26 protein-coding genes are annotated in these 25783 nt (G+C 69.1%); 9 read left to right on the plus strand and 17 right to left on the minus strand.

Annotated elements, in window-relative coordinates:
• Window positions 1-11: 11 nt before the first annotated feature.
• From QUC20_RS06125 to tkt, 3 genes are read right to left on the minus strand one after another with little or no spacing between them, the layout of a single operon-like run.
• A complete protein-coding gene (locus tag QUC20_RS06125) occupies window positions 12-1631 on the minus strand; it encodes a glucose-6-phosphate isomerase (RefSeq protein ID WP_289331252.1) in 1620 nt (539 codons plus the stop codon).
• On the minus strand, window positions 1628-2734 hold the full coding sequence (tal, locus tag QUC20_RS06130; protein WP_120262929.1) for a transaldolase: 1107 nt from the start codon (window positions 2732-2734) through the stop codon (window positions 1628-1630). The genes QUC20_RS06125 and tal overlap by 4 nt, the downstream gene beginning before the upstream one ends.
• On the minus strand, window positions 2731-4809 hold the full coding sequence (gene tkt, locus QUC20_RS06135) for a transketolase (protein ID WP_289331253.1): 2079 nt from the start codon (window positions 4807-4809) through the stop codon (window positions 2731-2733). Before tkt ends, tal begins: the two co-directional genes overlap by 4 nt.
• Before the next feature lie 223 nt (window positions 4810-5032).
• Between tkt and QUC20_RS06140 the strand changes: the two genes are divergently transcribed.
• The gene (locus QUC20_RS06140) at window positions 5033-5965 is read left to right on the plus strand and encodes a heme o synthase (RefSeq protein ID WP_289331254.1); all 933 of its coding nucleotides are present in this window, start codon (window positions 5033-5035) and stop codon (window positions 5963-5965) included.
• A gap of 401 nt (window positions 5966-6366) precedes the next feature.
• On the opposite strand, the gene QUC20_RS06145 is transcribed toward QUC20_RS06140, so the two are convergent.
• Both QUC20_RS06145 and QUC20_RS06150 read right to left on the minus strand, forming a co-directional pair.
• A complete protein-coding gene (locus tag QUC20_RS06145) occupies window positions 6367-6858 on the minus strand; it encodes a dinucleotide-utilizing enzyme (RefSeq protein ID WP_289331255.1) in 492 nt (163 codons plus the stop codon).
• Window positions 6859-6937: 79 nt separating this feature from the next.
• Complete coding sequence (locus tag QUC20_RS06150; RefSeq protein ID WP_289331256.1) at window positions 6938-7906, minus strand: COX15/CtaA family protein; 969 nt, start codon at window positions 7904-7906, stop codon at window positions 6938-6940.
• Between the two features lie 246 nt (window positions 7907-8152).
• Between QUC20_RS06150 and sufB the strand changes: the two genes are divergently transcribed.
• The 6 genes from sufB to QUC20_RS06180 all read left to right on the plus strand — a co-directional run bounded on the left by sufB (window position 8153) and on the right by QUC20_RS06180 (window position 13499).
• On the plus strand, window positions 8153-9571 hold the full coding sequence (gene sufB, locus QUC20_RS06155) for a Fe-S cluster assembly protein SufB (protein WP_120262925.1): 1419 nt from the start codon (window positions 8153-8155) through the stop codon (window positions 9569-9571).
• Between the two features lies 1 nt (window position 9572).
• Window positions 9573-10757, plus strand: a complete 1185-nt coding sequence (sufD, locus tag QUC20_RS06160; protein WP_120262924.1) for a Fe-S cluster assembly protein SufD — start codon at window positions 9573-9575, stop codon at window positions 10755-10757.
• The gene (locus QUC20_RS06165) at window positions 10754-11083 is read left to right on the plus strand and encodes a non-heme iron oxygenase ferredoxin subunit (protein WP_120262923.1); all 330 of its coding nucleotides are present in this window, start codon (window positions 10754-10756) and stop codon (window positions 11081-11083) included. The genes sufD and QUC20_RS06165 overlap by 4 nt, the downstream gene beginning before the upstream one ends.
• Before the next feature lie 15 nt (window positions 11084-11098).
• Complete coding sequence (gene sufC / locus QUC20_RS06170; protein WP_120262922.1) at window positions 11099-11869, plus strand: Fe-S cluster assembly ATPase SufC; 771 nt, start codon at window positions 11099-11101, stop codon at window positions 11867-11869.
• Between the two features lie 9 nt (window positions 11870-11878).
• Window positions 11879-12208 carry a metal-sulfur cluster assembly factor gene (locus QUC20_RS06175; RefSeq protein WP_120262921.1) on the plus strand — a complete coding sequence of 110 codons (330 nt, stop codon included), beginning with the start codon at window positions 11879-11881 and terminating at the stop codon, window positions 12206-12208.
• Between the two features lie 112 nt (window positions 12209-12320).
• Window positions 12321-13499 carry a MalY/PatB family protein gene (locus QUC20_RS06180; RefSeq protein WP_289331257.1) on the plus strand — a complete coding sequence of 393 codons (1179 nt, stop codon included), beginning with the start codon at window positions 12321-12323 and terminating at the stop codon, window positions 13497-13499.
• A gap of 85 nt (window positions 13500-13584) precedes the next feature.
• Here QUC20_RS06180 and QUC20_RS06185 read toward each other — a convergent pair whose 3' ends face one another.
• The 5 genes from QUC20_RS06185 to QUC20_RS06205 are packed head-to-tail and all read right to left on the minus strand — an operon-like array spanning window position 13585 to window position 18501.
• Window positions 13585-14490: a siderophore-interacting protein gene (locus tag QUC20_RS06185; RefSeq protein WP_289331258.1), complete on the minus strand. Its 906-nt coding sequence runs from the start codon at window positions 14488-14490 to the stop codon at window positions 13585-13587.
• A 10-nt stretch (window positions 14491-14500) separates the two neighbouring features.
• Window positions 14501-15343, minus strand: coding sequence for an ABC transporter ATP-binding protein (locus QUC20_RS06190; protein WP_120262918.1), 843 nt, complete (start codon window positions 15341-15343; stop codon window positions 14501-14503).
• Entirely contained in the window at window positions 15340-16389 is a 1050-nt protein-coding gene (locus QUC20_RS06195; protein ID WP_289331259.1) for a FecCD family ABC transporter permease, read from the minus strand. Before QUC20_RS06195 ends, QUC20_RS06190 begins: the two co-directional genes overlap by 4 nt.
• Complete coding sequence (locus QUC20_RS06200) at window positions 16386-17420, minus strand: FecCD family ABC transporter permease (RefSeq protein ID WP_289331482.1); 1035 nt, start codon at window positions 17418-17420, stop codon at window positions 16386-16388. Before QUC20_RS06200 ends, QUC20_RS06195 begins: the two co-directional genes overlap by 4 nt.
• 40 nt (window positions 17421-17460) lie before the next feature.
• Window positions 17461-18501, minus strand: a complete 1041-nt coding sequence (locus QUC20_RS06205; RefSeq protein ID WP_120262916.1) for an iron-siderophore ABC transporter substrate-binding protein — start codon at window positions 18499-18501, stop codon at window positions 17461-17463.
• A gap of 191 nt (window positions 18502-18692) precedes the next feature.
• Between QUC20_RS06205 and QUC20_RS06210 the strand changes: the two genes are divergently transcribed.
• On the plus strand, window positions 18693-20291 hold the full coding sequence (locus QUC20_RS06210) for an ABC-F family ATP-binding cassette domain-containing protein (protein WP_120262915.1): 1599 nt from the start codon (window positions 18693-18695) through the stop codon (window positions 20289-20291).
• An 18-nt stretch (window positions 20292-20309) separates the two neighbouring features.
• On the opposite strand, the gene QUC20_RS06215 is transcribed toward QUC20_RS06210, so the two are convergent.
• From QUC20_RS06215 to QUC20_RS06230, 4 genes are read right to left on the minus strand one after another with little or no spacing between them, the layout of a single operon-like run.
• Entirely contained in the window at window positions 20310-21236 is a 927-nt protein-coding gene (locus QUC20_RS06215) for an SURF1 family cytochrome oxidase biogenesis protein (RefSeq protein ID WP_289331260.1), read from the minus strand.
• Window positions 21233-21448 carry a hypothetical protein gene (locus QUC20_RS06220; RefSeq protein WP_289331261.1) on the minus strand — a complete coding sequence of 72 codons (216 nt, stop codon included), beginning with the start codon at window positions 21446-21448 and terminating at the stop codon, window positions 21233-21235. The genes QUC20_RS06215 and QUC20_RS06220 overlap by 4 nt, the downstream gene beginning before the upstream one ends.
• Window positions 21445-21795, minus strand: a complete 351-nt coding sequence (locus QUC20_RS06225; protein WP_259455201.1) for a DUF3099 domain-containing protein — start codon at window positions 21793-21795, stop codon at window positions 21445-21447. Before QUC20_RS06225 ends, QUC20_RS06220 begins: the two co-directional genes overlap by 4 nt.
• Window positions 21796-21837: 42 nt before the next feature.
• Window positions 21838-22287: a DUF4190 domain-containing protein gene (locus QUC20_RS06230; protein ID WP_259455200.1), complete on the minus strand. Its 450-nt coding sequence runs from the start codon at window positions 22285-22287 to the stop codon at window positions 21838-21840.
• Between the two features lie 103 nt (window positions 22288-22390).
• Between QUC20_RS06230 and fabG the strand changes: the two genes are divergently transcribed.
• Complete coding sequence (gene fabG, locus QUC20_RS06235; protein WP_120262911.1) at window positions 22391-23101, plus strand: 3-oxoacyl-ACP reductase FabG; 711 nt, start codon at window positions 22391-22393, stop codon at window positions 23099-23101.
• A 14-nt stretch (window positions 23102-23115) separates the two neighbouring features.
• Here the strand turns inward: fabG and QUC20_RS06240 are convergent, their stop codons facing one another.
• The 3 genes from QUC20_RS06240 to glgC are packed head-to-tail and all read right to left on the minus strand — an operon-like array spanning window position 23116 to window position 25755.
• On the minus strand, window positions 23116-23805 hold the full coding sequence (locus QUC20_RS06240; protein WP_120262910.1) for an alpha/beta fold hydrolase: 690 nt from the start codon (window positions 23803-23805) through the stop codon (window positions 23116-23118).
• Between the two features lie 43 nt (window positions 23806-23848).
• A complete protein-coding gene (gene serB, locus QUC20_RS06245) occupies window positions 23849-24484 on the minus strand; it encodes a phosphoserine phosphatase SerB (protein WP_120262909.1) in 636 nt (211 codons plus the stop codon).
• Between the two features lie 26 nt (window positions 24485-24510).
• Window positions 24511-25755, minus strand: coding sequence for a glucose-1-phosphate adenylyltransferase (glgC, locus tag QUC20_RS06250; protein ID WP_120262908.1), 1245 nt, complete (start codon window positions 25753-25755; stop codon window positions 24511-24513).
• Window positions 25756-25783 lie beyond the last annotated feature (28 nt).

Consider the following 25783-nt stretch of genomic DNA (forward strand, 5'->3'; position numbering starts at 1 on the left):
GAGGGGTCTTCCTACTGGGCGGCTTCGAAAAGGGTGAGGACCTCGGTTGCGGGGTCCGTCAGGGTGAGCGTGACGACCGGACGGCCGCGCTCGGCGAGGACTGCGGCGTCGCCGGAGGCCTGCGCTTCGATCAGTCGGCCGAACGTGAACGGCCGACCGGGAATCTCGAGGTCGACATCGGTTCGCTCGGTGATCTGGAGGAAGACGCCGTTCGCGGGGCCGCCCTTGTGATATTGACCAGTGGAGTGCAGGAATCGTGGTCCCCAGCCGAACGTGGTCGGGCGGCCGGAGTCCGCCGCGATCAGCTCGCGCACACCGGCCAGCTGCGGCACCGAGGTGCGATCGACGTACGCCTGCACGGCGACGTACCCGTCGGACGGGACGCTCTGCCACAGGTGCTCGAGGACGCCCGCCAGCGTGCGGTCTGCCGCGAGCGACGGGTCGGAGACCCGGACCTCGACACCGTTCTCGACGAACAGCGGTGCGGTGGGAGCAGGCTGTGCATCGAGCAGACCTCGCGCCGCAGTCTTGGCCGCCTCGACATCGGGCTGGTCGAACGGGTTGATCCCGAGCAGACGCCCGGCGATCGCGGTCGCGTACTCCCACACGAGGAACTGCGCTCCGAGCGACCCGCTGACGAGCACCTCGCCGGGATGCTGCTCGAGGATCTGGAAATGGACGGCGTCGCCGACGAGCCTGACGACCTGCAGGTCGTCGGGCAGCAGATCGAGCTCGGGGGAGAGCGGCGTCGCGACGACGGGCAGGATGCCGGTGCCGGCCTTTCCCGTCGACTCGGCGACCAGCTGCTCGATCCAGTCGGGGAGACCCACGATGTGGGTGCCATCGCTGATGAGGGCGAGCTTGTCGCGGCGCGGCTCTCCGCCCGCGATCGCCGCAGCGAGCACGAGCGCGGGGTTGCGCTGATCGTCGACGGCCACCTCGAGCAGCGTCGCGTCGGCCTCATCGAGCAGCTGCCCGATGTCGGCTCCCGCGAGACCAGCCGGCACCAGCCCGAACGCGGTCAGGGCGGAGTACCGGCCCCCGACGGTCGGGTCGGCGGTGAAGACCCGGTGCCCCGCTTCGCGGGCCTCGGCCTCGAGCGGCGAACCGGGGTCGGTGACGACGACGATGCGGTCGGCCGGGTCGATGCCGAGGTCGCTCCAGGCCGCGGCGAACGCGCGCCGGGCCGAGTCGGTCTCGACGGTCGACCCCGACTTCGACGACACGACGAGGACGGTCTCGGCGAGACCGCCCGTCTCGGCGTCGCCGTCGATAGCCGCCAGGACCTGCCCGGGCGCGGTGGAATCGAGGATCGTCAACGGCACACCGTGGGTGCGTGCGATGACCTCGGGAGCGAGCGACGAACCGCCCATCCCGGCCAGCACGACCCGGGTGATGCCTCGGTCGACGAGCTCGGCGCGCAGCGCCTCGATCTCCGCGACGAGCGGGCGCGACACGGTGACGGCCTGCACCCAGCCGAGTCGGCGGGACGCCTCGTCCGCGGCATCCGGCCCCCACAGGTCGGCGTCACCCGCGGTGATGCCGCTCGCCACCAGATCGCTCACGAGTCGGGGCAGCGTCTGCTCGACGACCTCGGAGACGTGCCCCGAGACGTGGATCTCGAAGCTCAACGGGCGCTCTCCAGAGCCGCGGTCACCGTGCCCTGCAGGTCGTGCCACGACGCGATGAACTTGTCGACACCCTCATCCTCCAGCAGCTGGGTGACGTCATCGAGGTCGACGCCCACGGCCGCGAGGTCGTCGAAGACCTTGTGTGCGGCCTCGTACGCTCCGGTGACAGTGTCGCCCGAGATCACGCCGTGGTCGAAGGTCGCCTCGAGCGTCTTCTCGGGCATCGTGTTCACGGTGCCGGGAGCGACGAGCTCGGTGACGTAGAGGGTGTCCGGCAGGGCCGGGTCCTTCACGCCGGTGGAGGCCCACAGCGGACGCTGCAGGTTCGCACCGGCCGCGACGAGGTCCTGGGCGCGCTGCTCGGCGAACTTCTTCTCGAACAGCTCGTAGGCGAGGCGCGCGTTGGCGACACCGGCGAGCGACTTCAGCTCGTTCGCGGCATCCGATCCGATCGCCGTCAGGCGCTTATCGACCTCCGTGTCGACGCGCGACACGAAGAACGACGCGACCGAGTGGATGCCGCCCAGGTCGATGCCCGCGGTGCGGGCGCGCTCGAGACCGACGAGGTAGGCGTCGATGACCTCGCTGTAGCGCTCGAGCGAGAAGATCAGCGTGACGTTGACGCTGATCCCTGCTGCGATGACCTCGGTGATCGCGGGGAGCCCGGCCTTGGTCGCGGGGATCTTGATGAGAACGTTGGGCCGGTCGACCGCGGCCGCGAGCTTCTTCGCCTCGGCGATCGTCGCGTCGGTGTCGTGCGCGAGGTCGGGGGAGACCTCGATCGACACCCGGCCGTCGACGCCGCCGGTCTTGTCGAAGATCGGGCGGAAGATGTCGGACGCGTCGCGCACGTCCGTCGTGGTCAGCTCGAAGATCGTGTCATCGGTCGACGCTCCGGCCTTCGCCTGCGCCTCGATGGCCTCCTCGTATCCGACGCCCGCGCTGATGGCGGCCTGGAAGATCGAGGGGTTCGTCGTCACCCCGACGACATTGCGGGTGTCGATGAGCTCCTGCAGGTTGCCGGTCGTGATGCGCTGACGCGACAGGTCGTCGAGCCAGATGCTGACGCCGGCGTCGGAGAGATCCTGGGTGGGCGTGCTCATGCGTTGTTCTCCTCAACAGTTGCGCGGGCGGCCGCGACGACGGCCTCGGTGGTGATGCCGAACTTCTCGAACAGGGTCTGGTAGTCGGCGGACGCGCCGAAGTGATCGATACCGACCGAGCGGCCGGTGTCGCCGACGATCGAGCGCCACAGCGGGGTGGCGCCGGCCTCGACGGACACGCGGGCCCGAACGGCGGCGGGGAGCACCGACTCGCGGTACGCCTCGTCCTGCTCCGCGAACCACTCGAGCGAGGGCGCCGAGACGACGCGCGCCTGGATGCCGTCGGCCGCGAGCGCCTCGCGTGCCTCGACCGCCAGCTGGACCTCGGACCCGGTCGCGACGATGATCACGTCGGGCTGACCGCCCTCGGCGTCGATGAGCACGTAGGCGCCCTTCGCGACGCCGTCGGTGGTCGCGAAGCCGTCTTCACCGCGGGGGAAGACCGGGATGTTCTGACGCGTGAGCGCGATGCCAGCGGGGCCGCCCTGACGACGGAGCAGCTCGTGCCACGCCGCGGCCGTCTCATTCGCGTCGGCCGGACGGACGACGGTGAAGTTCGGGATCAGGCGCAGCGACGAGATCTGCTCGATCGGCTGGTGCGTGGGCCCGTCCTCGCCGAGGGCGATGGAGTCGTGCGTCCACACGTAGATCGAGGGGATGTTCATCAAAGCGGCCAGACGCACCGCGGGGCGCATGTAGTCGCTGAAGATGAGGAAGGTGCCGCCGAAGGCGCGCGTCTTGCCGTGCAGGACGATGCCGTTGACGATCGCACCCATCGCGTGCTCGCGGATGCCGAAGTGCAGGACGCGGCCGTAGGGGTCGCCCGACCACTCGTGCGTCGACCACTCGGTGGGGATGAAGCTCTTGCCCGACTTGATCGTCGTCAGGTTCGACTCGGCGAGGTCGGCCGAGCCGCCCCACAGCTCGGGGAGCTGGTCGGCGAGGGCGTTGATGACCTGTCCGCTCGCGGCGCGGGTCGAGACGGCCTTGCCCGCCTCGAATGCCGGGACCGAGACGTCGGCCGGCAGCTCGCCGGATTCGAGGCGGTCGAGCAGCGCCTTACGCTCGGGGTTGGCGTCGGCCCACGCGTCGAACGACTTCTGCCATTCGGCACGCTCCGCTGCGGCGCGCTCGGCGAGGGCGCGCGTGTGCTCGATGACGTCGTCGGCGACCTCGAAGCTCTTCTCGGGGTCGAAGCCGAGCACCTTCTTGGTAGCGGCGAGCTCGTCGGCGCCGAGCGCCGACCCGTGGATCTTGCCGGTGTTCTGCTTGCCGGGAGCCGGCCATCCGATGATCGTCTTGAGCACGATGAGGGACGGCTTGTCGGTCTCGCCCTTCGCGGCCTCGATCGCGGCGTAGAGCGCGGCGACGTCTTCGACGTACTCGCCCGTGCTCTTCCAGTCGACCGTCTGCACGTGCCAGCCGTACGCCTCGTAGCGTGCGGCGACATCCTCGGTGAAGGCGACGTTCGTGTCATCCTCGATCGAGATCTGGTTCGCGTCGTAGATCGCGATCAGGTTGCCGAGCTGCTGGTGTCCGGCGAGCGATCCGGCTTCAGCCGTGATGCCCTCCTGCATGTCGCCGTCGCTCGCGATCACATAGATGAAGTGATCGAACGGAGAGGTGCCCGCCGGCGCCTCGGGGTCGAACAGTCCGCGCTCGTAACGCGCCGCGTAGGCGAAGCCGACGGACGTCGCCAGGCCCTGACCGAGGGGGCCGGTCGTGATCTCGACGCCCTTGGTGTGGCCGTACTCGGGGTGTCCGGGAGTCAGCGACCCCCACGTGCGCAGCGCCTTGAGGTCGTCGAGCTCGAGTCCGAAGCCGCCCAGATAGAGCTGCACGTACTGCGTGAGCGAGGAGTGCCCGGCCGACAGGATGAAGCGGTCACGTCCGAGCCAGTCGGTGTCCGCCGGATCGTGGCGCAGCACGCGCTGATAGAGGAGGTAGGCGGCAGGGGCCAGGCTCATGGCCGTACCCGGGTGGCCGTTGCCCACCTTCTCCACCGCATCCGCGGCCAGGACGCGGGCGGTGTCCACCGCGCGCCGATCGATCTCGTCCCAACGAAGTTCCGACACTCGGTCGCCTTTCTCGAGAGGCAGCGCCTGCGCATGCCGCTCCGCAGTCAGGAAGGGAGGGTTTCGGCGCCGGCGCGCGTATGTGTTCAGCATAGCGATGACGTCAGGCGGCGGGGGCACGGACGTCGTCTTGTGACGGTCGTGCTAGGGGCGGCTCCGCGGAGGCCACCGTCGGCGGATGCCCTAGACTGGACAGGTTCACAGCGGTGAGATGCGGGGAGCGATGGACATCACGACGACTGCGCGTTCGGCCTCTGTCGACACTTCTCGCGGAACGTCCTTCGGTGCCACGGTGCGCGCCTACGTCGCCCTCACCAAGCCGCGCGTGCTCGAGCTCCTCCTGGTGACGACCGTGCCGGTGATGATCCTCGCCGCCGGCGGCCTGCCGAACCTGTGGCTCGTGCTGGCGACGGTGGTCGGGGGAGCGATGAGCGCCGGATCCGCCGCCGCGTTCAACATGTACCTCGACCGCGACATCGACGCGCACATGAAGCGCACCGAGAACCGTCCGATCGTGACCGGCGAGGTCTCGGCCCGTGGAGCACTCGTCTTCGCGTGGACGCTCGCCGTGGCATCCACCGTCTGGCTCGCCGCGACGACCAACTGGGTCGCGGCATCCCTCAGCGTCTTCGCCATCTTCTTCTATGTCGTGATCTACACGATGATCCTCAAGCGCCGTACCGAGCAGAACATCGTCTGGGGCGGCATCGCGGGGTGCTTCCCGGTCGTCATCGGCTGGTCCGCCGTGACCGGATCGCTCTCGTGGGCGGCTTTCATCCTGTTCGTGCTGGTCTTCCTCTGGACACCGCCGCACTACTGGCCGCTGTCGATGAAGTACAAGAACGACTACGACGAGGTCGACGTGCCCATGCTGGGCGCCACACGCAACGGCTCGCAGGTCGGACTCCAGGTCATCCTCTACGCGTGGGCGACGGTGGTGTGCTCGTTGCTGCTCATCCCGGTCGCGCCCATGGGACTCGTGTACAGCGTGTCGGCGATCGTCTTCGGCGGCTGGTTCCTCTACGAGTCGCACCGCCTGTACAACCGTGCGGTCCGCGGCGAGCAGGCTCGTCCGATGCGCGTCTTCCATGCGTCGATCACGTATTTGACGCTCGTCTTCGTGGCCATCGCGGTCGACCCGCTGCTGCCCTTCTGACGCCGCGCCTCCCGGCTGCGCGCTGGCTTCGCTCTTCACCTGGCAGCTGCTGCCCGCTCCGCGGCCCTGTGCGGGCGTGTGCTGCCAGGTGAGCTCGCCGGGTTTGGGCTCGGTTGGCGGTTGGCGCCGCTTCGCGGGGTGGGTGGGGGCGTGTGCTGCCAGGTGAGCTCGCCGGGTTTGGGCTCGGTTGGCAGGTGGGGTCGCTTCGCGGGCCGAGTGGGGGCGCTCGGTGACACATGAACCGCGGGATCGGCCGGCCCACGTGGCGGGTGATGCCGCTTCGGGGTGACGAGGCGCGACGGAGGGCTCGGGCTACGGGCGCACGAGCAGAACGGCCGCCCTCCGCACCCGGGGGCCCGGGCGGCGCGAAGGACGGCCGTTCTGGATGTCAGCGGCGCTGGTCAGCGCTGCTGCGCGTCATCGGACGGCGACTCGAGGGTCGAGGTCGCGGCCGTGTCGTGTGCCGAGATGCCAGCGGCGGGCACCGCGGTCGTCTCGGTCGAGACGACGCGCTCCGAGGCGACGGGCTCCGAGGCGACGGGCTCCGAGGCGACGGGCTCCGACGCGACGGGAGTCGTGGCGTCCGGGGCGGAAGCGCCGCGCTCGCGCTTGCCGGCGCCGCGCGCGGAGGTCGGGATCGCCGAGCTCACAGCCGCGGCGCCGAGGGCGAGGGCCAGCCCGACGACGCCGGCACCGACGAGGATGCCGCCGAACACGCCCCAGATCTGGCCGACGTACACGTCGACTCCCGTGGCGGTGTTGTCGAGGATGGTCGCCTCCATGTTGCTGAGCTTCTCGACCAGGATGTAGGCGCCACCGCCGATCGCGGCAACCGATCCGGCGACGAGAATCCAGAACGGGATGCTGCGGACGAGGCGGGGGTGAACGGTCATGGTGCTCCTTCGTGTCGCGACCGCTGTCGGCGGCCTCGAACACTCTGCGGGGTCGACCTCTGCGTGCCCCATACGAAGCCTATGAGGCTTCTGTGCGCGCGACCTCTCGTTCGGCGGCGGGCGTGGCGCTCGACAGCGGAGCTTTCAGCGACATCACGACGGCGACCATCGCAGACACGAGCGCGACCGCGAGCACCATGTGGATGTTGACGAGCACGATCGGCAGCCCCGTGCGCGCCTGCCAGAGCCCGACCGCGATCTGCAGCAGCTCGACGCCGAGCAGCAGACCGGTCCAGCGCTGCAGACCGGTCGTGCGGGGGAGGCGGATGGCCCCCGAGACCAGCACGAGCGTCAGCACGAGCGTGACGTAGGCCGGCCAGCTGTGCACGTGCTGCCAGAAGATCGGGTCGAGGCCGTTGCGCGCCGCGGCGTCGTCGCCGGCGTGCGGGCCTGCCCCGGTGAGGAGGATGCCGACGACGACCGTCACCGTGACGGCGAGCGTCGTGGCGTGCGTGGCGATGGCGTACGCGCGGGGAACGATGCGCACCCGCGGTCCGGGGGTGGCGTAGAGGCGCACGAGGAACGCGGTGGCGAGCGCGACCAGGGCGGCCGAGATGAGGTAGTGCAGACCCACGATGCTGGGGTGCAGGTGCAGCCACACCGTGATGCCCCCGACGACGGCCTGCACGATGATCCCGAGTCCGACGAGGAAGCTCAGCACGGGGAGTTCGCGTCGTGTCGCACGCAGTCGGATCACCGAGAGGAACGCCAGCAATGCGACGACGACCAGCACGCCGGTGAGGGTGCGGTTGCCGAATTCGATGACGCCGTGGATGCCCATCTCAGGGGTCGGGGTGAGCGAGCCCTCAGTGCAGTAGGGCCAGGTCTCGCATCCCATGCCCGACCCGGTCAGGCGAACGAGGCCGCCGGTGCCGACGATCCCGATGTTCGTGATGACGAGTAGCCACCCCATGACGCGCGTCCAGCGCGTGATGGCGGTCGGCGTGATCGTCGCGACGAGTCCGGGGCGGGTTCGGACCTGTGTCATCGGAGTCCTCCGCGAGGCGCTCGATTCGCGCCTCGTACGTTCCGGGCAGGCCCGCGGGTGGGGGCGTTGCCTGTAGAATCGGGTGTGTTCGGGATGGCGGCGCGTGTGCACGTCGTCCCTCACAGTCTAGGCGCGGCATCCGCGTCCATCAGGCCCGCGAATCGGCATCCCCGTCCACGTGACTCCCGTCGGAGTCGGGAATGCCGGGACGGATGACACCGTTGCGGTGCGAAGAGGAGGAAAGTCATGTCGGATGTGCTGATCGACCGACCGGAACTCGAAGGCCTGGGGGTGTACGAGTTCGGCTGGCACGACACGGATGCCGCAGGCGCTGTCGCGCAACGCGGCATCAACGAGGACGTCGTCCGCGGGATCTCGGCTCTCAAGAACGAGCCGGAGTGGATGCTGAAGACCCGTCTGAAGGGTTATCAGCTGTTCGGCCGCAAGCCGATGCCGACATGGGGCGCCGACCTCAGCGACATCGACTTCGACAACATCAAGTACTTCGTGCGCTCGACGGAGAAGCAGGCGCAGTCATGGGAAGACCTCCCGGCTGAGATCCGCGAGACGTACGAGAAGCTCGGCATCCCCGAGGCCGAGCGGCAGCGCCTCGTCGCCGGTGTCGCGGCGCAGTACGAGTCCGAGGTCGTGTATCACCAGATCCGCGAAGACCTCGAGGCGCAGGGCGTCATCTTCATGGACACCGACACAGCGCTCCGTGAGCACCCGGAGTTCTTCGAGGAGTACTTCGGCACCGTCATCCCGGCCGGCGACAACAAGTTCGCCGCGCTGAACACGGCCGTCTGGTCGGGCGGGTCGTTCGTCTACGTCCCCAAGGGCGTCCACGTCGAGATCCCGCTGCAGGCCTACTTCCGGATCAACACCGAGAACATGGGCCAGTTCGAGCGGACGCTGATCATCGCCGACGAGGACAGCTACGTCCACTACATCGAGGGATGCACCGCGCCGATCTACAAGAGCGACTCGCTCCACTCGGCGGTTGTCGAGATCATCGTCAAGAAGAACGCCCGCGTTCGCTACACGACGATCCAGAACTGGTCGAACAACGTGTACAACCTCGTCACCAAGCGTGCGGTCGCGCACGAGGGCGCGACGATGGAGTGGGTCGACGGCAACATCGGGTCGAAGGTGACGATGAAGTACCCGTCGATCTACCTGATGGGCGAGCACGCCAAGGGCGAGACGCTCTCGGTGGCCTTCGCCGGTCCCGGTCAGCACCAGGACGCGGGCGCCAAGATGATCCACATGGCGCCGTACACGCAGTCGTCGATCGTGTCGAAGTCGATCGCACGCGGCGGCGGCCGGGCCGGCTACCGCGGCGAGGTGCGGGTCGATGCGAACGCGCATCACTCGGCGAACACCGTGCGGTGCGATGCCCTGCTCGTCGACACCATCTCGCGATCCGACACCTATCCCGCGATCGACATCCGCGTCGACGACGTCCAGCTCGGCCACGAGGCCACCGTGTCGAAGGTCTCCGAGGAGCAGCTGTTCTACCTCATGAGCCGCGGCATGCCCGAGGACGAGGCGATGGCCATGATCGTGCGCGGGTTCATCGAGCCGATCGCGCGTGAGCTCCCGATGGAGTACGCCCTCGAACTCAACAAGCTCATCGAGATGGGCATGGAAGGCAGCGTCGGCTGATATGACGAGCGTCACCCAGGCCCCCGCCACCGGCGAGAAGGGCCACATCGACCCTGCGGCGGCATTCGTGCCGATCCAGACGCGGTCCGAGCGGCCGGCGTCGTACGACCCGGCCGACTTCGCCACCCCGACGGGCCGCGAGGTCAACTGGAAGCACACACCGATCGATCGACTGGCTCCGCTGCTGGTGGACGAGCCCGGCCCGACGGGGGTCGTGTCCGTCGAGGTCAGCGCGCCGGCGGAGGTCGAGCAGGCTCGGCTCCGTGTCGGCGACGCGCCCCGGGGCGAGGTGTTCCGTCCGGAGGATCTGCCGAGTGCCATCGCGTGGTCGCAGGAGCACGAGGCTCCGCTGCTGCGGATCCCGGCCGGCGTCGAACTGAGCGAGCCGGTGGTCGTCAGCCTTCGGGGCAACGGCGGACTCGCGCACGCCCACGTCGTGATCGAGGCCATGCCGAACGCACGCGGAACGGTCATCCTGCGCCACGAGGGCACCGCCGCACATGCGCAGAACGTCGAGATCATCGCTCGCGACGGCTCGGCCCTGACGGTCGTCTCGCTGCAGCGCTGGGATGACGACGCCGTGCACGCCGCGGCGCACCAGGCGCGCGTCGACCGCGACGCCTCGCTCACCCACGTCGTGGTGAGCCTCGGCGGCGCGGTGGTCCGCGTGAACCCGTCGCTCGAACTCGCGGGCTCCGGCGCCGAGGGACGCATGTACGGACTGTCGTTCGCGGATGCGGGACAGCATCTCGAGAGCCAGGTCTACCTCCATCACAAGGGCCCGCAGACCGTCGGCGACGTGCTCTACAAGGGCGCGCTGCAGGGCGAGAGCGCCCACAGTGTGTGGATCGGCGATGTCCTGATCGGCCCGGATGCCGTGGGCACCGACTCGTACGAGGCGAACCGCAATCTCGTCCTCACCGACGGCGCCCGAGCCGACTCGATCCCGAACCTCGAGATCGAGACCGGTGACATCCGGGGCGCCGGCCACGCCAGCGCGACCGGACGATTCGACGACCAGCAGCTGTTCTACCTGCAGGCGCGCGGCATCCCCGAGGCTGAGGCGCGTCGTCTCGTCGTGCTCGGCTTCCTCGCCGAGATCGTCCAGAAGATGGGCGTCGACGAGCTGGCCGACGAGCTGTTGGAGGCCATCGAGGCCGAGCTCGCCGCCGGAGCCGGCGCGTGACCGCGCAGAAGGTCCTGAAGCTCAGCGAGCTCGAGCAGGACACCGCTGTGCGCGTCGTCATCGACAAAGTCCCCATGGCCGTCGTGCTCGACGGCAACGGCGAGGTGCACGCGATCGGCGACACCTGCACCCACGGCGACATCTCGCTCGCCGAGGGTTTCGTCGAAGGTGACACGCTGGAGTGCTGGGCCCACGGCTCGGCGTTCTCATTGCGCACCGGCGCACCGCTGAATCTCCCGGCCTACGAGCCGGTCCCCGTTTACGAGGTCACGATCGATGGGGACGACATCCTCATCGATCCCGCCGTGACCCGCGATGTGAAGTGAAGTAAGGAACCCGACATGTCTGTTCTCGAGATCCGCGACCTGCACGTGACGGTCGAGACCGAGGCGGGGCCCACCCCGATCCTCAACGGTGTCACCCTCACGGTGCGCACCGGCGAGACCCACGCGATCATGGGGCCCAACGGCTCCGGCAAGTCGACGCTCGCCTACGCGATCGCCGGTCACCCCAAGTACACCGTCACCGGCGGCTCGATCACGCTCGACGGCGAGGACGTCCTCGAGATGTCCGTCGACGAGCGCGCTCGTGCGGGCCTCTTCCTCGCGATGCAGTATCCGGTCGAGGTGCCCGGCATCACGGTCACGAACTTCCTCCGTACCGCCAAGACGGCCGTCGCGGGAGAGGCGCCGGCGATCCGGTCGTGGACGAAGGATGTCAAGCAGGCGATGGCCAACCTGCGCATGGACCCGAAGTTCGCGCAGCGCAACGTCAACGAGGGCTTCTCGGGCGGCGAGAAGAAGCGCCACGAGATCCTCCAGCTCGAGCTGCTCAAGCCGAAGATCGCGGTGCTCGACGAGACCGACTCCGGTCTCGATGTCGACGCGCTCAAGATCGTCTCCGAGGGCGTGAATCGGGCGAAGTCCGAGACCGACCTGGGCGTGCTGTTGATCACGCACTACACCCGCATCCTGCGCTACATCCAGCCGCAGTTCGTCCACGTCATGGTCAAGGGCCGCATCGTCGAGGAAGGCGGCCCCGAGCTCGCCGACCGACTCGAAGAAGAGGGCTACGACCGCTTCCTCGACGCCGACGCCCCCGTCGACGCGTAAGATCGTTACATGACCGCAACACTCGCGCCCGAGAAGTACGACGAGGTCACCGAGGCCCTCAAGGACGTCATGGACCCCGAGCTGGGGATCAACGTCGTCGACCTGGGTCTCATCTACGACCTCGCGTGGGACGACGAGAACGACGCTCTCATCATCCACATGACGCTGACGTCGGCGGGCTGCCCGCTGACCGACGTCCTCGAGGAGCAGACAGCACAGGCCCTCGACGACGTCGTGGATCGCTTTCGCATCAACTGGGTGTGGATGCCGCCGTGGGGCCCCGAGCGGATCACCGACGACGGCCGCGACATGATGCGCGCCCTCGGTTTCGCGATCTGACGGAACTCCGGAGACGAAAGCCCTCGTGACCGCCCCTCGGCGGCGACGGGGGCTTTCGTCATGCGGCGACACCTTCCGGCGGACCGACCGGCGCCGCGATTAGGCTCGCCGAATGAACATCCAGCCCCTCGACGCCCTCCCGCTCGAGACGCTGCGGCGACGGTCGAGCACGAAATGGCGATCGTATCCGCACGACGTCATCCCGATGTTCGTCGCCGAGACCGACTTCGCGCTGGCCGAGCCGATCACGCGTGCGCTTCGCGAAGCGGTCGAGATCGGTGACACCGGCTACACGCCCCCGCAGCCCGGCATCGCGGAGGCGTTCGTCGGATTCGCCCAGCGGCGGTGGGGATGGACGGTCGACCCGAACCGCGTCCGCTGGACCGGAGACGTCATGATGGGCGTCGTCGAGCTCCTGCGTGCCACGGTCGCCCCCGGAGATCGGGTCGTGGTCAATCCTCCGGTCTACCCGCCGTTCTTCGACACGGTCGCCGAGGCGGGGGCCATCGTCGAGGAGGTGCCGCTCGTCGATACGGGGTCGGCCTGGGAGCTCGACATCGACGGTATCGAGCGGGCTCTCGCCGCCGGTGCCCGGGCCGTGCTGCTGTGCAACCCTCACAATCCGACGGGAACGGTCCATTCGCCCGAGTCTCTCCGCGCGCTCGCGGCGATCGCGCGCAGGTATGATGCCGTCGTGATCAGCGACGAGATCCACGGCCCGCTCGCCGCGGCTGACGTCGTGTTCACCCCATTTCTCACGGCATCGTCGGAGGCCGCCGCGGTCGGGTACGCCGTGACGAGCGCGTCCAAGGCCTACAACCTCGCCGGTCTGAAGTGCGCCGTGATGGTGACGGCATCCGAGGCGAACGCCGATGTCGTGCGCGGCCTGCCCTGGGAGGTCGAATGGCGCACCGGTCTGTTCGGCGCGCTGGCGACGATCGCCGCGTTCTCTCCGGAGTCGGATGCGTGGCTCGACGGTCTGCTCGCTCGGCTCGACCTCAATCGGCGGCTGCTGGGTGAGCTGCTGGCCGAGCATCTCCCGCGGGCGCGCTATCGCATCCCAGACGCGGGATTCCTCGCGTGGATAGACGTGTCGGCGTACGGCTGGGGCGACGACCCGGCCGACGCGATCCGTGACGGCTCGCGCGTCGCGCTCCACCATGGGCCGTTCTTCGGAACGGAGGGCGTCGGGCACGTGCGTCTGAACTTCGGCTGCGGGCCCGAGGTCCTGCGAGAGGCCGTCGGCCGCGTCGGCGCGTTCGCCCGTCAGACGGTGCTTGCCGGCGGGTGAGCCGCATCGCGCTCGACTCGCCAAGGAACGCGGATGCCGAGCTCCTCGCACCCGCGAATCTTGGCGACTCGTCGTCCGGGCTTCGTCAGTTCTCGGCGCGCCCGAGCCGCCAGTAGCCCATGAAGGCAACGGCTCGGCGGTCGACGCCCACGGTGCTGACCAGGTGGCGTCGCAGAGTCTTGATCGCCGACGCCTCGCCGGCGAGCCAGGCGTAGAGCGGTGCGCGCTTGAGGGCGGCGCCGCCCTTGGCGGTGCGCGGCACTTCCCAGAGGATGTCGGCGTCGATGTCGATCTCTTCGACCTCGGCGCCGATTCCGGCGGGAGCGAGACGCGCGGCGGTGTCTTCGACCGCCGCGATCAGATGCGCGTGACGTTCGCCGTCACCACAGCGCGCGGCGATCCGGCGCTCGAACCCGGGATGGTGCGGCAGGTAGTCGAGGTCGGCCTCGGTGGGGACCTCCAGCACCACGGTGCCGCGCGCCTCCGGAGGCAGCTGCTCGAGGATGACGGCGATCGCCGGCGCGGCGGTCTCATCACCGGCGAGGAGGATGGCGTCGGTGTCGGCGGGCGGGACGAAGTCGATCCCGTAGCTCACGCCGGTGTGCGTGGTCGTCGGGGCGAGGATGAGTACCTCGTCACCGACGCGGGCGCCGGCGATCCACGCCGACGCGGGACCGAGGACATCGTGGGCGACCATGTCGATGTCGACCTCGCGCAGGGCGGGCCGGACGGCGCGTGTCGTGTACGTCCGCATCACGGGGCGCGCCTCGGGGGAGAGGGCGCGCCAGCCGTCGTACCAATCGTCGCCCGTCGGCATGGTGTCGATGGACGCGGTGTCGGTGGGGAACAGGATCTTCACGCGCTGGTCGAATCCGGGGTCGCCGTAGTCGGCGAGGTCGTCGCCGTGGAAGGTGAACCGTCGGAAGCTCGGCGTGAGGTCGGTGATGTCCGCGACAGAGACGCGGAAGAAGTCGAGGGCGGGTCGAGTCATGGTGTTCCAATCAGCCGGCGTGTGAGCCGTCGACGTCAGGGGTGGTCAGCTCTGCGGGCACGTGGTGACGGCCGATGGGCAGCACGAGCGGCCGTCCCGTGAGCGGGTCGGGGATGACGCGACTGTCGAGTCCGAACACCGCGCGGACGGTCTCGGCCGTCAACACGTCGCCCGGGTCGCCGGCGCCGTAGAGGCGGCCCCCGGCCATGGCGACGAGGTGGTCGGCATACCGGGCGGCGAGGTTGAGGTCGTGGAGGACCATCACGATCGTCGTCCCGCGGTCGCGGTTGAGGTCGGTGAGCAGGTCGAGGACGTCGATCTGATGGCTCACATCGAGGAACGTGGTGGGCTCGTCGAGCAGCAGCACGTCAGTCTGCTGGGCCAGGGCCATCGCGATCCACACGCGCTGACGCTGTCCGCCCGACAATTCGTCGACCGATCGATCGGCGATGGCAGCGGTGTCGGTGGCGTCCAGTGCCGACGCGACGGCTTCGTCGTCTGCCCGGGTCCAGCGCGCCAAGGGCCCGTGGTGCGGCGTCCGGCCGCGGCTCACGAGATCGGAGACCGTGATCCCCTCGGGTGCGATCGGCGACTGCGGCAGGAGCCCGAGATCGCGCGCCACCCGCTTCGTGGGCAAGCGATGGATGTCCTTGCCATCGAGCAGCACGCTGCCCGCCCTCGGCGTGAGCAACCGTGCCATCGACTTCAGCAGAGTCGACTTGCCGCAGGCGTTAGCGCCGACGATCGCCGTGATGCGGCCGCCAGGCACGACGAGGTCGAGCTCGTCGACGATGACGCGGTCGCCGTAGCCGAGGCGGACTCCGCGTGCTTCGAGGGAGCGGTCCGCGGTCATAGTGAGCCTCCTGAGCGGCTGCTGCGGATGAGCAGGAAGATGAGGTACGGGGCGCCCAGTACGCCGGTCACCACTCCGACGGGCAGCCGGATGCCGAGGAGGTACTGCGCGGTGAGGTCGGCGACGAGCACGAGGAGCGACCCGAAGAGGCCTGCAGCGAGGACGGGGGACCCGACGGGGCCCAGCATCCGTGCGGCGATCGGGCCGGAGAGGAACGCGACGAAGGAGATCGGTCCCGCGGCCGCCGTGGCGAAGGCCAGGAGTGCGACAGCAGCAACGATCAGCAGGACGCGGCGGCGTTCGACAGCGACCCCGAGAGCGGCGGCCGTGTCGTCGCCGAGTCGCATGAGCTCGAGATCGCGAGTGAGCCACAGCAATGCGGGCACGACGATGACCATCGTGAGCGCCAAGGGGATCGCCTGGTCCCACGAAGCTCCGTTGAGGTTGCCCGTGATCCACCGCATCGCGGCCTGGAGATCCCACTCGGCGGCTCGCGAGAGCACGTACGAGACGACGCTGTTGAAGATCGCGGCCACTCCGATGCCGATGAGGATGAAGCGCGCGCCGGCACCTCCGTCCTTGAAAGCGAGGAGGTAGATCATCAGGGCCGTCACGAGGGCGGCCACCGTGGCCAGCAGCGAGATGCCCGCCTCGCTGAGCGAGAGGAAGACGATTCCGACGACAGCGGCGGCACTCGCGCCCGCGTTGACGCCGATGATGTCGGGGCTGGCCAGCGGATTGCGCAGCATCGTCTGGAAGACGGCGCCGCCCATGCCGAAGCAAAGACCCGTGAGAAGCGCGACGGTGGCGCGAGGCAGGCGCAGCTCGCCGACGGTGAACGAGGCGCCCGGAACCGTCTGGCCGGTGATGACACCCCACACCTCGGCGGGGGAGTAGAAGGTCTGCCCGACCATGAGCGAGACCGCGTACATGACGATGACGGCGGCCAGCAGGGAGCCGAGCACGACACGTCGGCGCCAGGCGCGACGCCGGCGCCCGGCGACGACCACGTCGATCGTCGAACGGGATGCTGCGGGCGCGATCATAGGGCCCGCATCTTCTGTCGGCGGACGATCGCAATGAAGAACGGCGCGCCGATGAGCGCGGTCACGATCCCGACCTCGACCTCCTGGGGGCGGGCGATGACACGACCGACGACGTCGGCGACGATCAGCAGGCCCCCGCCCACAAGAGCGGAGACGGGGAGGAGCCAGCGATGGTCGGGGCCGACGAGGAGGCGGCAGATGTGGGGAACGATGAGTCCCACGAATCCGATGGGACCGGCGACGGCCGTCGCGGCACCGCAGAGGATGACGGCGCCGAGCGCGGCGATCAGACGCGCGGTGCGTACGCGCTCGCCGAGGCCCGCTGCGAGCTCATCCCCGAGTGCGAGGGAGTTCAGCGCTGCGCTGGCCGCGAGGCAGACGATCATGCCGACGGCGAGGAAGGGGAGCACGAGCACGATCTTCTCGGCGGTCGCGCCGCCGACTCCGCCGATCTGCCAGAACCGGAAGACGCTCATGACGTCGATGCGCGGGAGGAGGATGGCGCTGATGAGCGAGCTGAACGCGACCGCGGTCGCCGCCCCGGCGAGAGCGAGCTTGAGCGGGCTCGCGCCGCCTCGGCCCAGCGAGCCGATCGTGTAGACGAAGACCGCGGCGATCGCTGCGCCGAGCATGGCGAGCCAGATGTAGCCGAACGCACTGGTGACGCCGAAGAACGCGAGCCCGATGACGACCGCAAGAGACGCGCCGCCGTTGATGCCGAGGATCTGAGGATCTGCGAGGGGGTTGCGCGTCACACCCTGCATCACGGCGCCCGACACCGCCAGGGCGGCCCCGACGATGAGGGCGAGGACGGTGCGCGGAACGCGCTTGGAGACCGCCGCCGCGGAGGTGGTCTCGACGCTTCCGCTGAGTCCGGCGATGATGTCGTCGAATGAGACCGCGCGCGTGCCGAAGGTCACCGAGACGACGCTCGCCGCGAGGACGAGGAGCGCCAGGACGATGAGCCAGACGACGCGCCGCCGCCGGAAGCTGCGCCGCGGGGGCGTGCTCACGGCGGCGGCCGTCGTCATGGTCGGAGCGCTCACGGCATCCGACGCAGTTCGCCTGCGATCACGAGCTCGCCTTCGCGGCGGCCGCACCGATCATGTCGACGTACTCCGACGTCAGGGGGTCGGTGATCGAGAGGGGGCTGGGGTTGGCCGCTGCGGCGAGCGGGTCGTTGGACGCGGGGAGCACCACGACGGCTCCGGATGCGACGGCGGGGATGCGCGAGAGCAGCGGGTCTGCCTGCATCGCGGCGAGCGTGGCGTCGTCGCCGTAGGTCACGAGCACCTGGAGGTCGGAGAAGCGCTCGATCTCCTCCGTGCTGTTGGTGATCCAGAACTGGTCGGTGCCCTTCGACTGCTCCGCGACGGTCGCGGCCGGGGTGAGCCCCAGGTCTTCGAGGAAGAGGGGTCGCGGGTCGGCGGTCGAGTAGAAGCCGATCTGGCTGAGATCCGTCGCGTCGAAGGAGCTGAACAGCGTCGTCTTGCCGGCGATGTCGGGGTATGCGCCCGTCAGCTCGTCCAGGTGGGTCGTAAGGTCGTCGACGAGCGTCTCCGCCTCGTCCTTGAGGCCGAGCGCCGTGCCGTTCATGACGGTGAGCTCCTGCCAGCTGGTGCCCCACGCGATGTCGGGGTACGCGACGACGGGGGCGATCTTGCTCAGAGTCTCGTAGTCGTCCTGCGTCAGGCCCGAGTAGGCGGCGAGGATGACGTCGGGCCGCGTATCGGCGACGGCCTCGAAGTCGATGCCCTCGGCTTCGTCGAACAGCACCGGGGTGTCGCCGCCGAGCTCGTCGAGCTTGTCCTTCACCCACGGGAGGATGCCGTCGCCGTCATCGTCTCCCCAGGTGACGGCGGGCATGCCGACCGGGACGACGCCGAGGGCGAGCGCGGCCTCCTGGTTTCCCCAGGAGACGGTCGCGACACGGGTGGGCTTGCTGTCGATCGTGGTCTGGCCGAACGCGTGGTCGATGGTGACGGGGAACGCGTCGGACGACGCGTCTCCGGAAGCGGCGGGAGCCGAATCGGGAGCCGCGGTCGAACCGCAGCCGGCGAGGAGCAGCGTGGCTGCGATGATGGCTGCGGCGGCTGTGCGGATGCGGGGCACAGTGTCCTCCAGAGGAGAGGTGAGTAAGGGCAGGCTTACTTTACGTCGGCGATGTCCATCGTGCCAATCCGCTGCAGCCCGGCTGAAGGTGGTCGGGGGTGCGGTCTGCGGCGGATGCCCGTGGACAGCGAGTAGGATGAGAGGCTGGCCGTTCGGCCGCCCTCCCTGTTCCCGACGATTGGACGATCGCTGTGCTCGCCGTGCACGACCTCGAAATCCGCGTGGGCGCGCGCACGCTGATGGCGGACGTGTCGTTCCGTGTCTCCGATGGCGACAAGATCGGCCTCGTCGGACGTAACGGAGCGGGCAAGACCACGCTCACCAAGGTGCTCGCCGGCGACCTCCTGCCCAGCGACGGCAAGGTCGAACGCTCGGGCGAGCTGGGCTACCTGCCGCAGGATCCCCGATCGGGCGACCCGGAGATGCTCGCGCGCACCCGCATCCTCGATGCCCGCGGGCTCGGGACCATCGCCGTGGACATGCAGACCGCGTCGCTCGAGATGGGCGCGGACGATGAAGCGGCCGCTGCAAAAGCGATGCGCCGCTACGGCAACCTCATGGAGCGTTTCGAGGCCCTCGGCGGATACGCCGCCGAGGCTGAGGCGGCGTCCATCGCGCACAACCTGTCGCTGCCGGACCGCATCCTCGACCAGCCGTTGAAGACGCTGTCCGGCGGTCAGCGGCGACGCATCGAGCTGGCCCGCATCCTCTTCTCGGACGCCCAGACGATGATCCTCGACGAGCCGACGAACCACCTCGACGCCGACAGCGTCGTGTGGCTTCGGGAGTTTCTGAAGGGATACAAGGGCGGGCTGATCGTCATCAGCCACGATGTCGAGCTCGTCGGCGAGACGGTCAACCGGGTCTTCTACCTGGACGCGATGCGCCAGGTCATCGACGTCTACAACATGAACTGGAAGAACTACCTGCGCCAGCGGGTCGCGGACGAGGAGCGGCGCAAGAAAGAGCGCGCCAACGCCGAGAAGAAGGCGACGGCGTTGCAGCAGCAGGCCGCCCGCTTCGGCGCGAAGGCGAGCAAGGCCGCCGCGGCGCACCAGATGGTCGCGCGAGCCGAGAAGCTCCTCTCCGGTCTCGACGAGGTGCGGCAGGAAGACCGCGTCGCGAAGCTCCGGTTCCCCAAGCCCGCGCCGTGCGGCAAGACGCCCCTCATGGCGTCCGGGCTGTCGAAGTCGTACGGCTCGCTGGAGATCTTCACCGACGTCGATCTCGCCATCGACCGCGGGTCGAAGGTCGTGGTGCTCGGGCTGAACGGGGCCGGTAAGACGACGCTGCTGCGCATCCTCGCCGGTGTCGACCAGCCCGACACCGGCATGCTCGAGCCGGGTCATGGGCTGCGCATCGGCTACTACGCGCAGGAGCACGAGAACCTCGACGTCTCCCGTTCGGTGCTGCAGAACATGATGTCGGCCGCGCCCGACATCACCGAGACCGAGGCTCGGAAGGTGCTCGGTTCGTTCCTGTTCACCGGTGACGACGTCCTCAAGCCCGCGGGCGTCCTCTCCGGCGGTGAGAAGACCCGATTGTCGCTCGCGACGCTCGTCGTGTCATCGGCGAACATGCTGCTCCTCGACGAGCCGACCAACAACCTCGACCCCGCTTCGCGTGACGAGATCCTCGGTGCGCTCGCGCACTACGAGGGCGCTGTCGTGCTCGTCTCCCACGATGAGGGCGCCGTGGAGGCGCTGAATCCGGAGCGTGTGCTGATCCTGCCCGACGGCGTCGAGGACATCTGGGGACGCGACTACCTCGAGCTCATCACCCTGGCCTGAGCGTTCGGGGCCCCGCAGTCAGTTTCGGCTGGAGTCGAGGATCGCGTCCTCGTCCTCCATGTCGCGATCGCGCTTGGTGTCGCGTCGTCGACGGAGGCTGGCGGGGACGACCGACGTCTCGCGAGGACCGGATGCCGTGACGGCAGCGACCAGCTCGTCGCCCGACGACGGCGCGAGGAGTGCGGCGGCAGCGGCGGCATCCTCCTCGTCCTCACGCCGGTGGCGGCGTTCGGTGCGGATCATGTACCAGATGAAGACGAAGCCCATGATCGCGAACAGGATCCACTGGATCGCGTAGGACAGGTGCGGACCCGGGTCCTCCGAGGGGACAGGCATGGCTCCGAGCGTCTCGGCGGGGGCGGGGTCCTCCGAGACGAGCAGCCCGTAGGCCGATGTCACGACGTCGCCGGTGAGGCCGGCTTCGTCGACGACGAGGTCGATGTTGATCGTCGGCACCTGCCCGTCCGGAGCCGAGCGGCCCGAGGTGGGTGCGGCTTCGGCGGGCTTCAGGCGGGCCACGACCGTCACGGTGCCGGACGGCGCAGCGGCGATCGACGCGGGTTCGGGGGCGTCGGACGCCGGGGGCACCCACCCGCGGTCGACGACGAATACGCGCCCGTCGTTCGTCTCGAACGGGACGAGCACCTCGAAAGCCGATGTGCCCCCGTGCGGACGGTTCCGCACGAGCACCTGGTCGTCGGCGAGGTACCGTCCGGTCAGCTCCACCGGGTGCCACTCGTCGGTCGGATCGAGCTCGCTCCCCGGGGGGAGGATGTCGGACAGCGCGGCCGGATCGGCGTCGTAGTTGCGCTCGACGAGCTCGAGCTGCGCACTGCGCTCCTCGTTGCGCGTGAACTGCCAGTTCGACAGATAGGCGCAGGCGATCGCGAAGGCGATGGCGACCGCGACGTAGCCGCTCCAGCGCAGAGCCGTCTTCGCCCTCATGATCCGCCCGCTCCGCTGGTCTCGACGGTGAGAGGCTCGACGCTCACGGGGAAGTCCCTCGCGGCGACGAACTCGCGCAGGTACGCGACGTGGTCGTCGCATGCCACCCAGATCTTCCGCCGATCGGCGGAGTGGATGCGCGGATTGCGCCAGATGACCCGCCACCGTGCCGACGCGCGGCATCCGGCGCGGGAGCACTCGATGTCGTTCACTCCGGCCGCGACTCCCGAATCTCGATCACGGTCGGCTTCGCGGGTGCTTCCGGCGAGCTGGGCACCTCGCTCGGGCGCTCGGGAAGGGCTGCCAGAGGTGAGACGGCCGCGGGCTCGCGCACGTCGTCGCCGACGTTCGCGATCACCACCGCGAAGTACGGGAGGAAGATCGCTCCGACCGCCAGGGCCGCCGTGTGCCAGCCGTACGGGGCGATGACGACCATCAGCACGAAGCACACGACCCGCACCGCCATCATGATGAAGTACTTCGTCATGCGGCGGTTGGAGTCGTCGTGCGGAGCTCGCGGGAGCGAGGTCGCCGACGGTGTTGCGGGCTGATGCTTCACGGTGCATCAAGGATACGCCCGGGTGGTCGGGGGAGGCCGGTCTCAGAAGCTCGACGAGTACGAGCTGTAGCTGTCCTGTTCGATGGCCCAGCCGATGAACGAGGCGAAGACGATCACCCCGACGATCGCGAGGGCGAGACCGGCGTAGCCGACGATGAGGCCGGCCAGGGCCATTCCTCGCCCGTTCTCGTTGGTCCGCTTGATCTGCGACAGCGAGATGTGGCCCATGATGACGCCCGCGATCGATCCGATGATCGGGAGGATCCAGATGAACCCGACGATCGAGGCGATCATCGACACGATCGCGAGTGCGTTCGTCTTCTGCGGCTGGTATCCGCCGTAGCCGTACGCCGGCGGCGGGTAACCGGCCGGCTGGTAGGCCTGCTGCTGCGGCGGATTCGCGTAGGGCGGGGCGGGGGGAGGGACGGGAGCGCCGGAGGCGGGTTGCCCGGGCGCGGGGTACGGCTGCTGCGGCTGGGGCTGGTCGCTCACATCTGCTCCTCGTCGACGTCGGGCCGCCAGCTTATCGTTCGCGGGCGTCGCACGCGCTGCGACTAGGCTTGCGGGGTTCGCGCAGCAGACACAGGAGAGCCGTATGTCCACGTCCCGAGTCGTTCTCGTCACCGGAGGAAACCGCGGTATCGGCCGCGCGATCGCTGAGCGCTTCATCGCCGACGGCCACCGTGTCGCGGTGACGGCCCGGTCGGGCGAGGGGCCCGAGGGCGCGCTGACCGTCCGCGCCGATGTGACGGACGCGGCATCCATCGACGCTGCTTTCACGCAGGTCGAGAACGAGCTCGGGCCGGTCGAGGTGGTGGTCGCCAATGCCGGCATCACGAAGGACACCCTCCTGCTCCGCATGACCGAGGACGATTTCGACTCGGTCGTGGCGACCAACCTCGGCGGTGCCTTCCGCGTGGTCAAGCGAGCGTCGAAGGGCATGCTGCGCGCTAAATGGGGACGCGTCATCCTCATCTCGAGCGTGGTCGGGCTGTTCGGATCAGCGGGCCAGATCAATTACTCCTCGTCGAAGGCCGCCCTCGTCGGCTTCGCTCGCTCGCTCACGCGCGAGCTCGGTGCTCGTGGCATCACCGCGAACGTGGTCGCCCCGGGGTTCATCGAGACCGACATGACCGCGGCTCTTCCCGACGAGACACAGGCCGAGTACAAGCGCAGCATCCCGGCTGGTCGATACGGCTCTTCTGCCGAGGTCGCGGGGGCGGTGTCCTGGCTCGCCTCTGACGACGCCGCGTACATCTCGGGCGCCGTCATCCCGGTCGACGGCGGCCTCGGGATGGGGCACTGAAGCGCCGACCGGCGTCACGCCAGCGCGGCGACGATCTCGCGGGCGAGTCGGTGGGGCTGCGAGAACTGCGGCCAGTGGCCTGAGCCCAGTTCGACGACGGAGACATCTTCGAGGGCGTCGAACTCGGCGAGAAATCGCGGCCACCCTGCAAGCATCTCGCGGACTCCTCGCTCGTCGGCCGACCCCGAGAGGATCGTGACGGGGATGCCGTGTCGGCGGTCGTCGGTCAGGTCGACGGCGTCGGTGGGGACAGCGGCCGGAACCGGATGCGTGCGTGGCGTCCAGCGGGCGCGCGTGTCGCGGTCGAGGTCAGCGACATCCGGTTCGTCGAAAAAATCCCACCCGGGAAAAGGCACCGCGCCGTCGACGACCGGGAACTCCGAGATCTCCGCGCCGGGCGACGGCGGGAGCGTGTCGACGAACACGACGCGTGCGATGCGATCGGGGCGTCGGTCGGCGGCTCCCCATGCCACATTCCCGCCGCCACTGTGCCCGACGAGGACGACCTGCCCCGGCAGATCGTCGATGCGGGCGACCACCGCATCGACCCAATCGCGGAGCGTCGTTCGCGATGCTCCGGCCGTGCTGCCGACTCCGGGCAGTGTGAGGGCATGGGGACGATGCCCGGCGTCTCGGAGCGCCGGGACCACGTCGTCCCACGAGGAGGCGTCGAGCCAGAGGCCCGGGATGAGGATCACGTCCATGACCCGACCGTAGCGCTCGGCGCGGACAGCCGACAGCGCACGGTCAGGGAAGGAGCGCGACGAGCTCCCGCAGGTCGACGGGGCCGACGACGAGATCCGCCTGACGGCGCACCGCCGGCTTGGCGTTGAACGCGACGCCGAGGCCCGCGACCGCCATCATCCGCAGATCGTTCGCGCCATCGCCGACAGCAATCGTTCGCGCGAGAGAGACCCCGTGGGCGCCGGCCCACTCGCGCAGCGACGCGGCCTTGGCCTCCGCGTCGACGACGTCGCCGTCGACCGTCCCGTCGAGCGTCGAGCCGTCGGTGCCGAGCCGATTGGCGCGCCACACGTCGACCCCGAGTCCGGGGGCGATGTGATCGAGCACCTCGTGGAAGCCGCCCGACACGACGGCGGCGACGCCCCCGCGCTCGTGGATCGCGGCGATGAGCTCGCGTGCGCCCGGCGTCGGCTCGACACGGGAGCGCACGCGGTCGAACGCCGCGAGCGGCACCCCGGAGAGCTGAGACACGCGTGAGCGCAGGCTCGAGGCGAAGTCGACCTCGCCGCGCATCGCCGCCTCGGTCGCGGCCGCGACCTCCGCCCCGCGTCCCGCTTCGTCGGCGATGAGCTCGATGACCTCGTTCTGCAACAGGGTCGAGTCGGCATCGAAGACGACGAGGAAGCGCGCGTGGGGCATGCCCACCACGCTAGCGGGAACGGGTGTCAGCGTTCGACGCGTGCGTTCTTGCCCACGACGGTGATGCCCGTGTCGGTCACCGTGAAACCACGGGCCAGGTCGCGCTCCCGGTCGACGCCCACGGTGGCACCGTCTTCGAGCACGACGTTCTTGTCGAGGATCGCGCGATGCACGCGCGCCCCCGCTCCGACGCTGACGTAGTCGAACAGCACCGAGTCGGTGATGGTGGCCCCACCGCCGGAGAGCGTCCACGGACCCACGACGCTGCGCTCGAGGTGGGTGCCCGACAGCACGGATCCGAGCGAGACGATCGAGTCGATCGCGTTGCCCATGCGTCCCACACTGTCGCGCACGAACTTCGCCGGCGGCGAGTTCACGGCCTGCGAGTGGATCTGCCAATCGGTGTTGTACAGGTTGAAGATCGGCAGAGTCGAGATGAGATCCATGTGCGCGTCGAAGAACGACTCGATCGTGCCGACGTCACGCCAGTAGTTGCGATCGCGCGGGGTGGAGCCGGGGACGTCGTTGCGCTTGAAGTCGTACACGGCGGCCTCGCCGCGGTCGACGAAGTACGGAATGATGTCGCCGCCCATGTCGTGGTTCGAGGTGGGAAGCTCGCCGTCGGCCTCGACCGCCTCGATCAGAGCGTCCGTGTCGAAGATGTAGTTGCCCATGGATGCGAGCACCTCGTGGGGGGAGTCGGGCAGCCCCGCGGGTTCCTGCGGCTTCTCGAGGAAGGCGCGGATGCGGCTCTCATCGGCGGGATCGACGTCGATCACGCCGAACTGGTTGGCGAGACCGATGGGCTGACGGATGCCGGCGACGGTCGCCCGGGCGCCGGATGCGATGTGCGCATCGAGCATCTGACGGAAGTCCATGCGGTAGACGTGGTCGGCGCCGATCACGACGACGATGTCGGGCTTCTCGTCGTTGATGAGGTTCAGCGACTGGAGGATCGCGTCGGCCGAGCCCGAGAACCAGCGCTTGCCCAGACGCTGCTGCGCGGGCACGGACGCGACGTAGGAGTCGAGCAGCGCGGACATCCGCCAGGTCTGCGAGACGTGCCGATCGAGGCTGTGCGACTTGTACTGGGTCAGGACGACGACCTGACGCAGGCCCGAGTTGATCAGGTTCGAGATCGCGAAGTCGATCAGGCGGTACTGTCCGCCGAACGGCACGGCGGGCTTGGCGCGGTCTGCCGTCAACGGCATGAGGCGCTTTCCCTCGCCGCCGGCGAGAACGATTCCGAAGACCTTGGGCGCTGCTGGCATGGCACCACACTAGGCCCGCCGAACGCTC

The sequence above is a fragment of the Microbacterium arborescens genome, assembly GCF_030369635.1.
Lineage (GTDB): Bacteria > Actinomycetota > Actinomycetes > Actinomycetales > Microbacteriaceae > Microbacterium.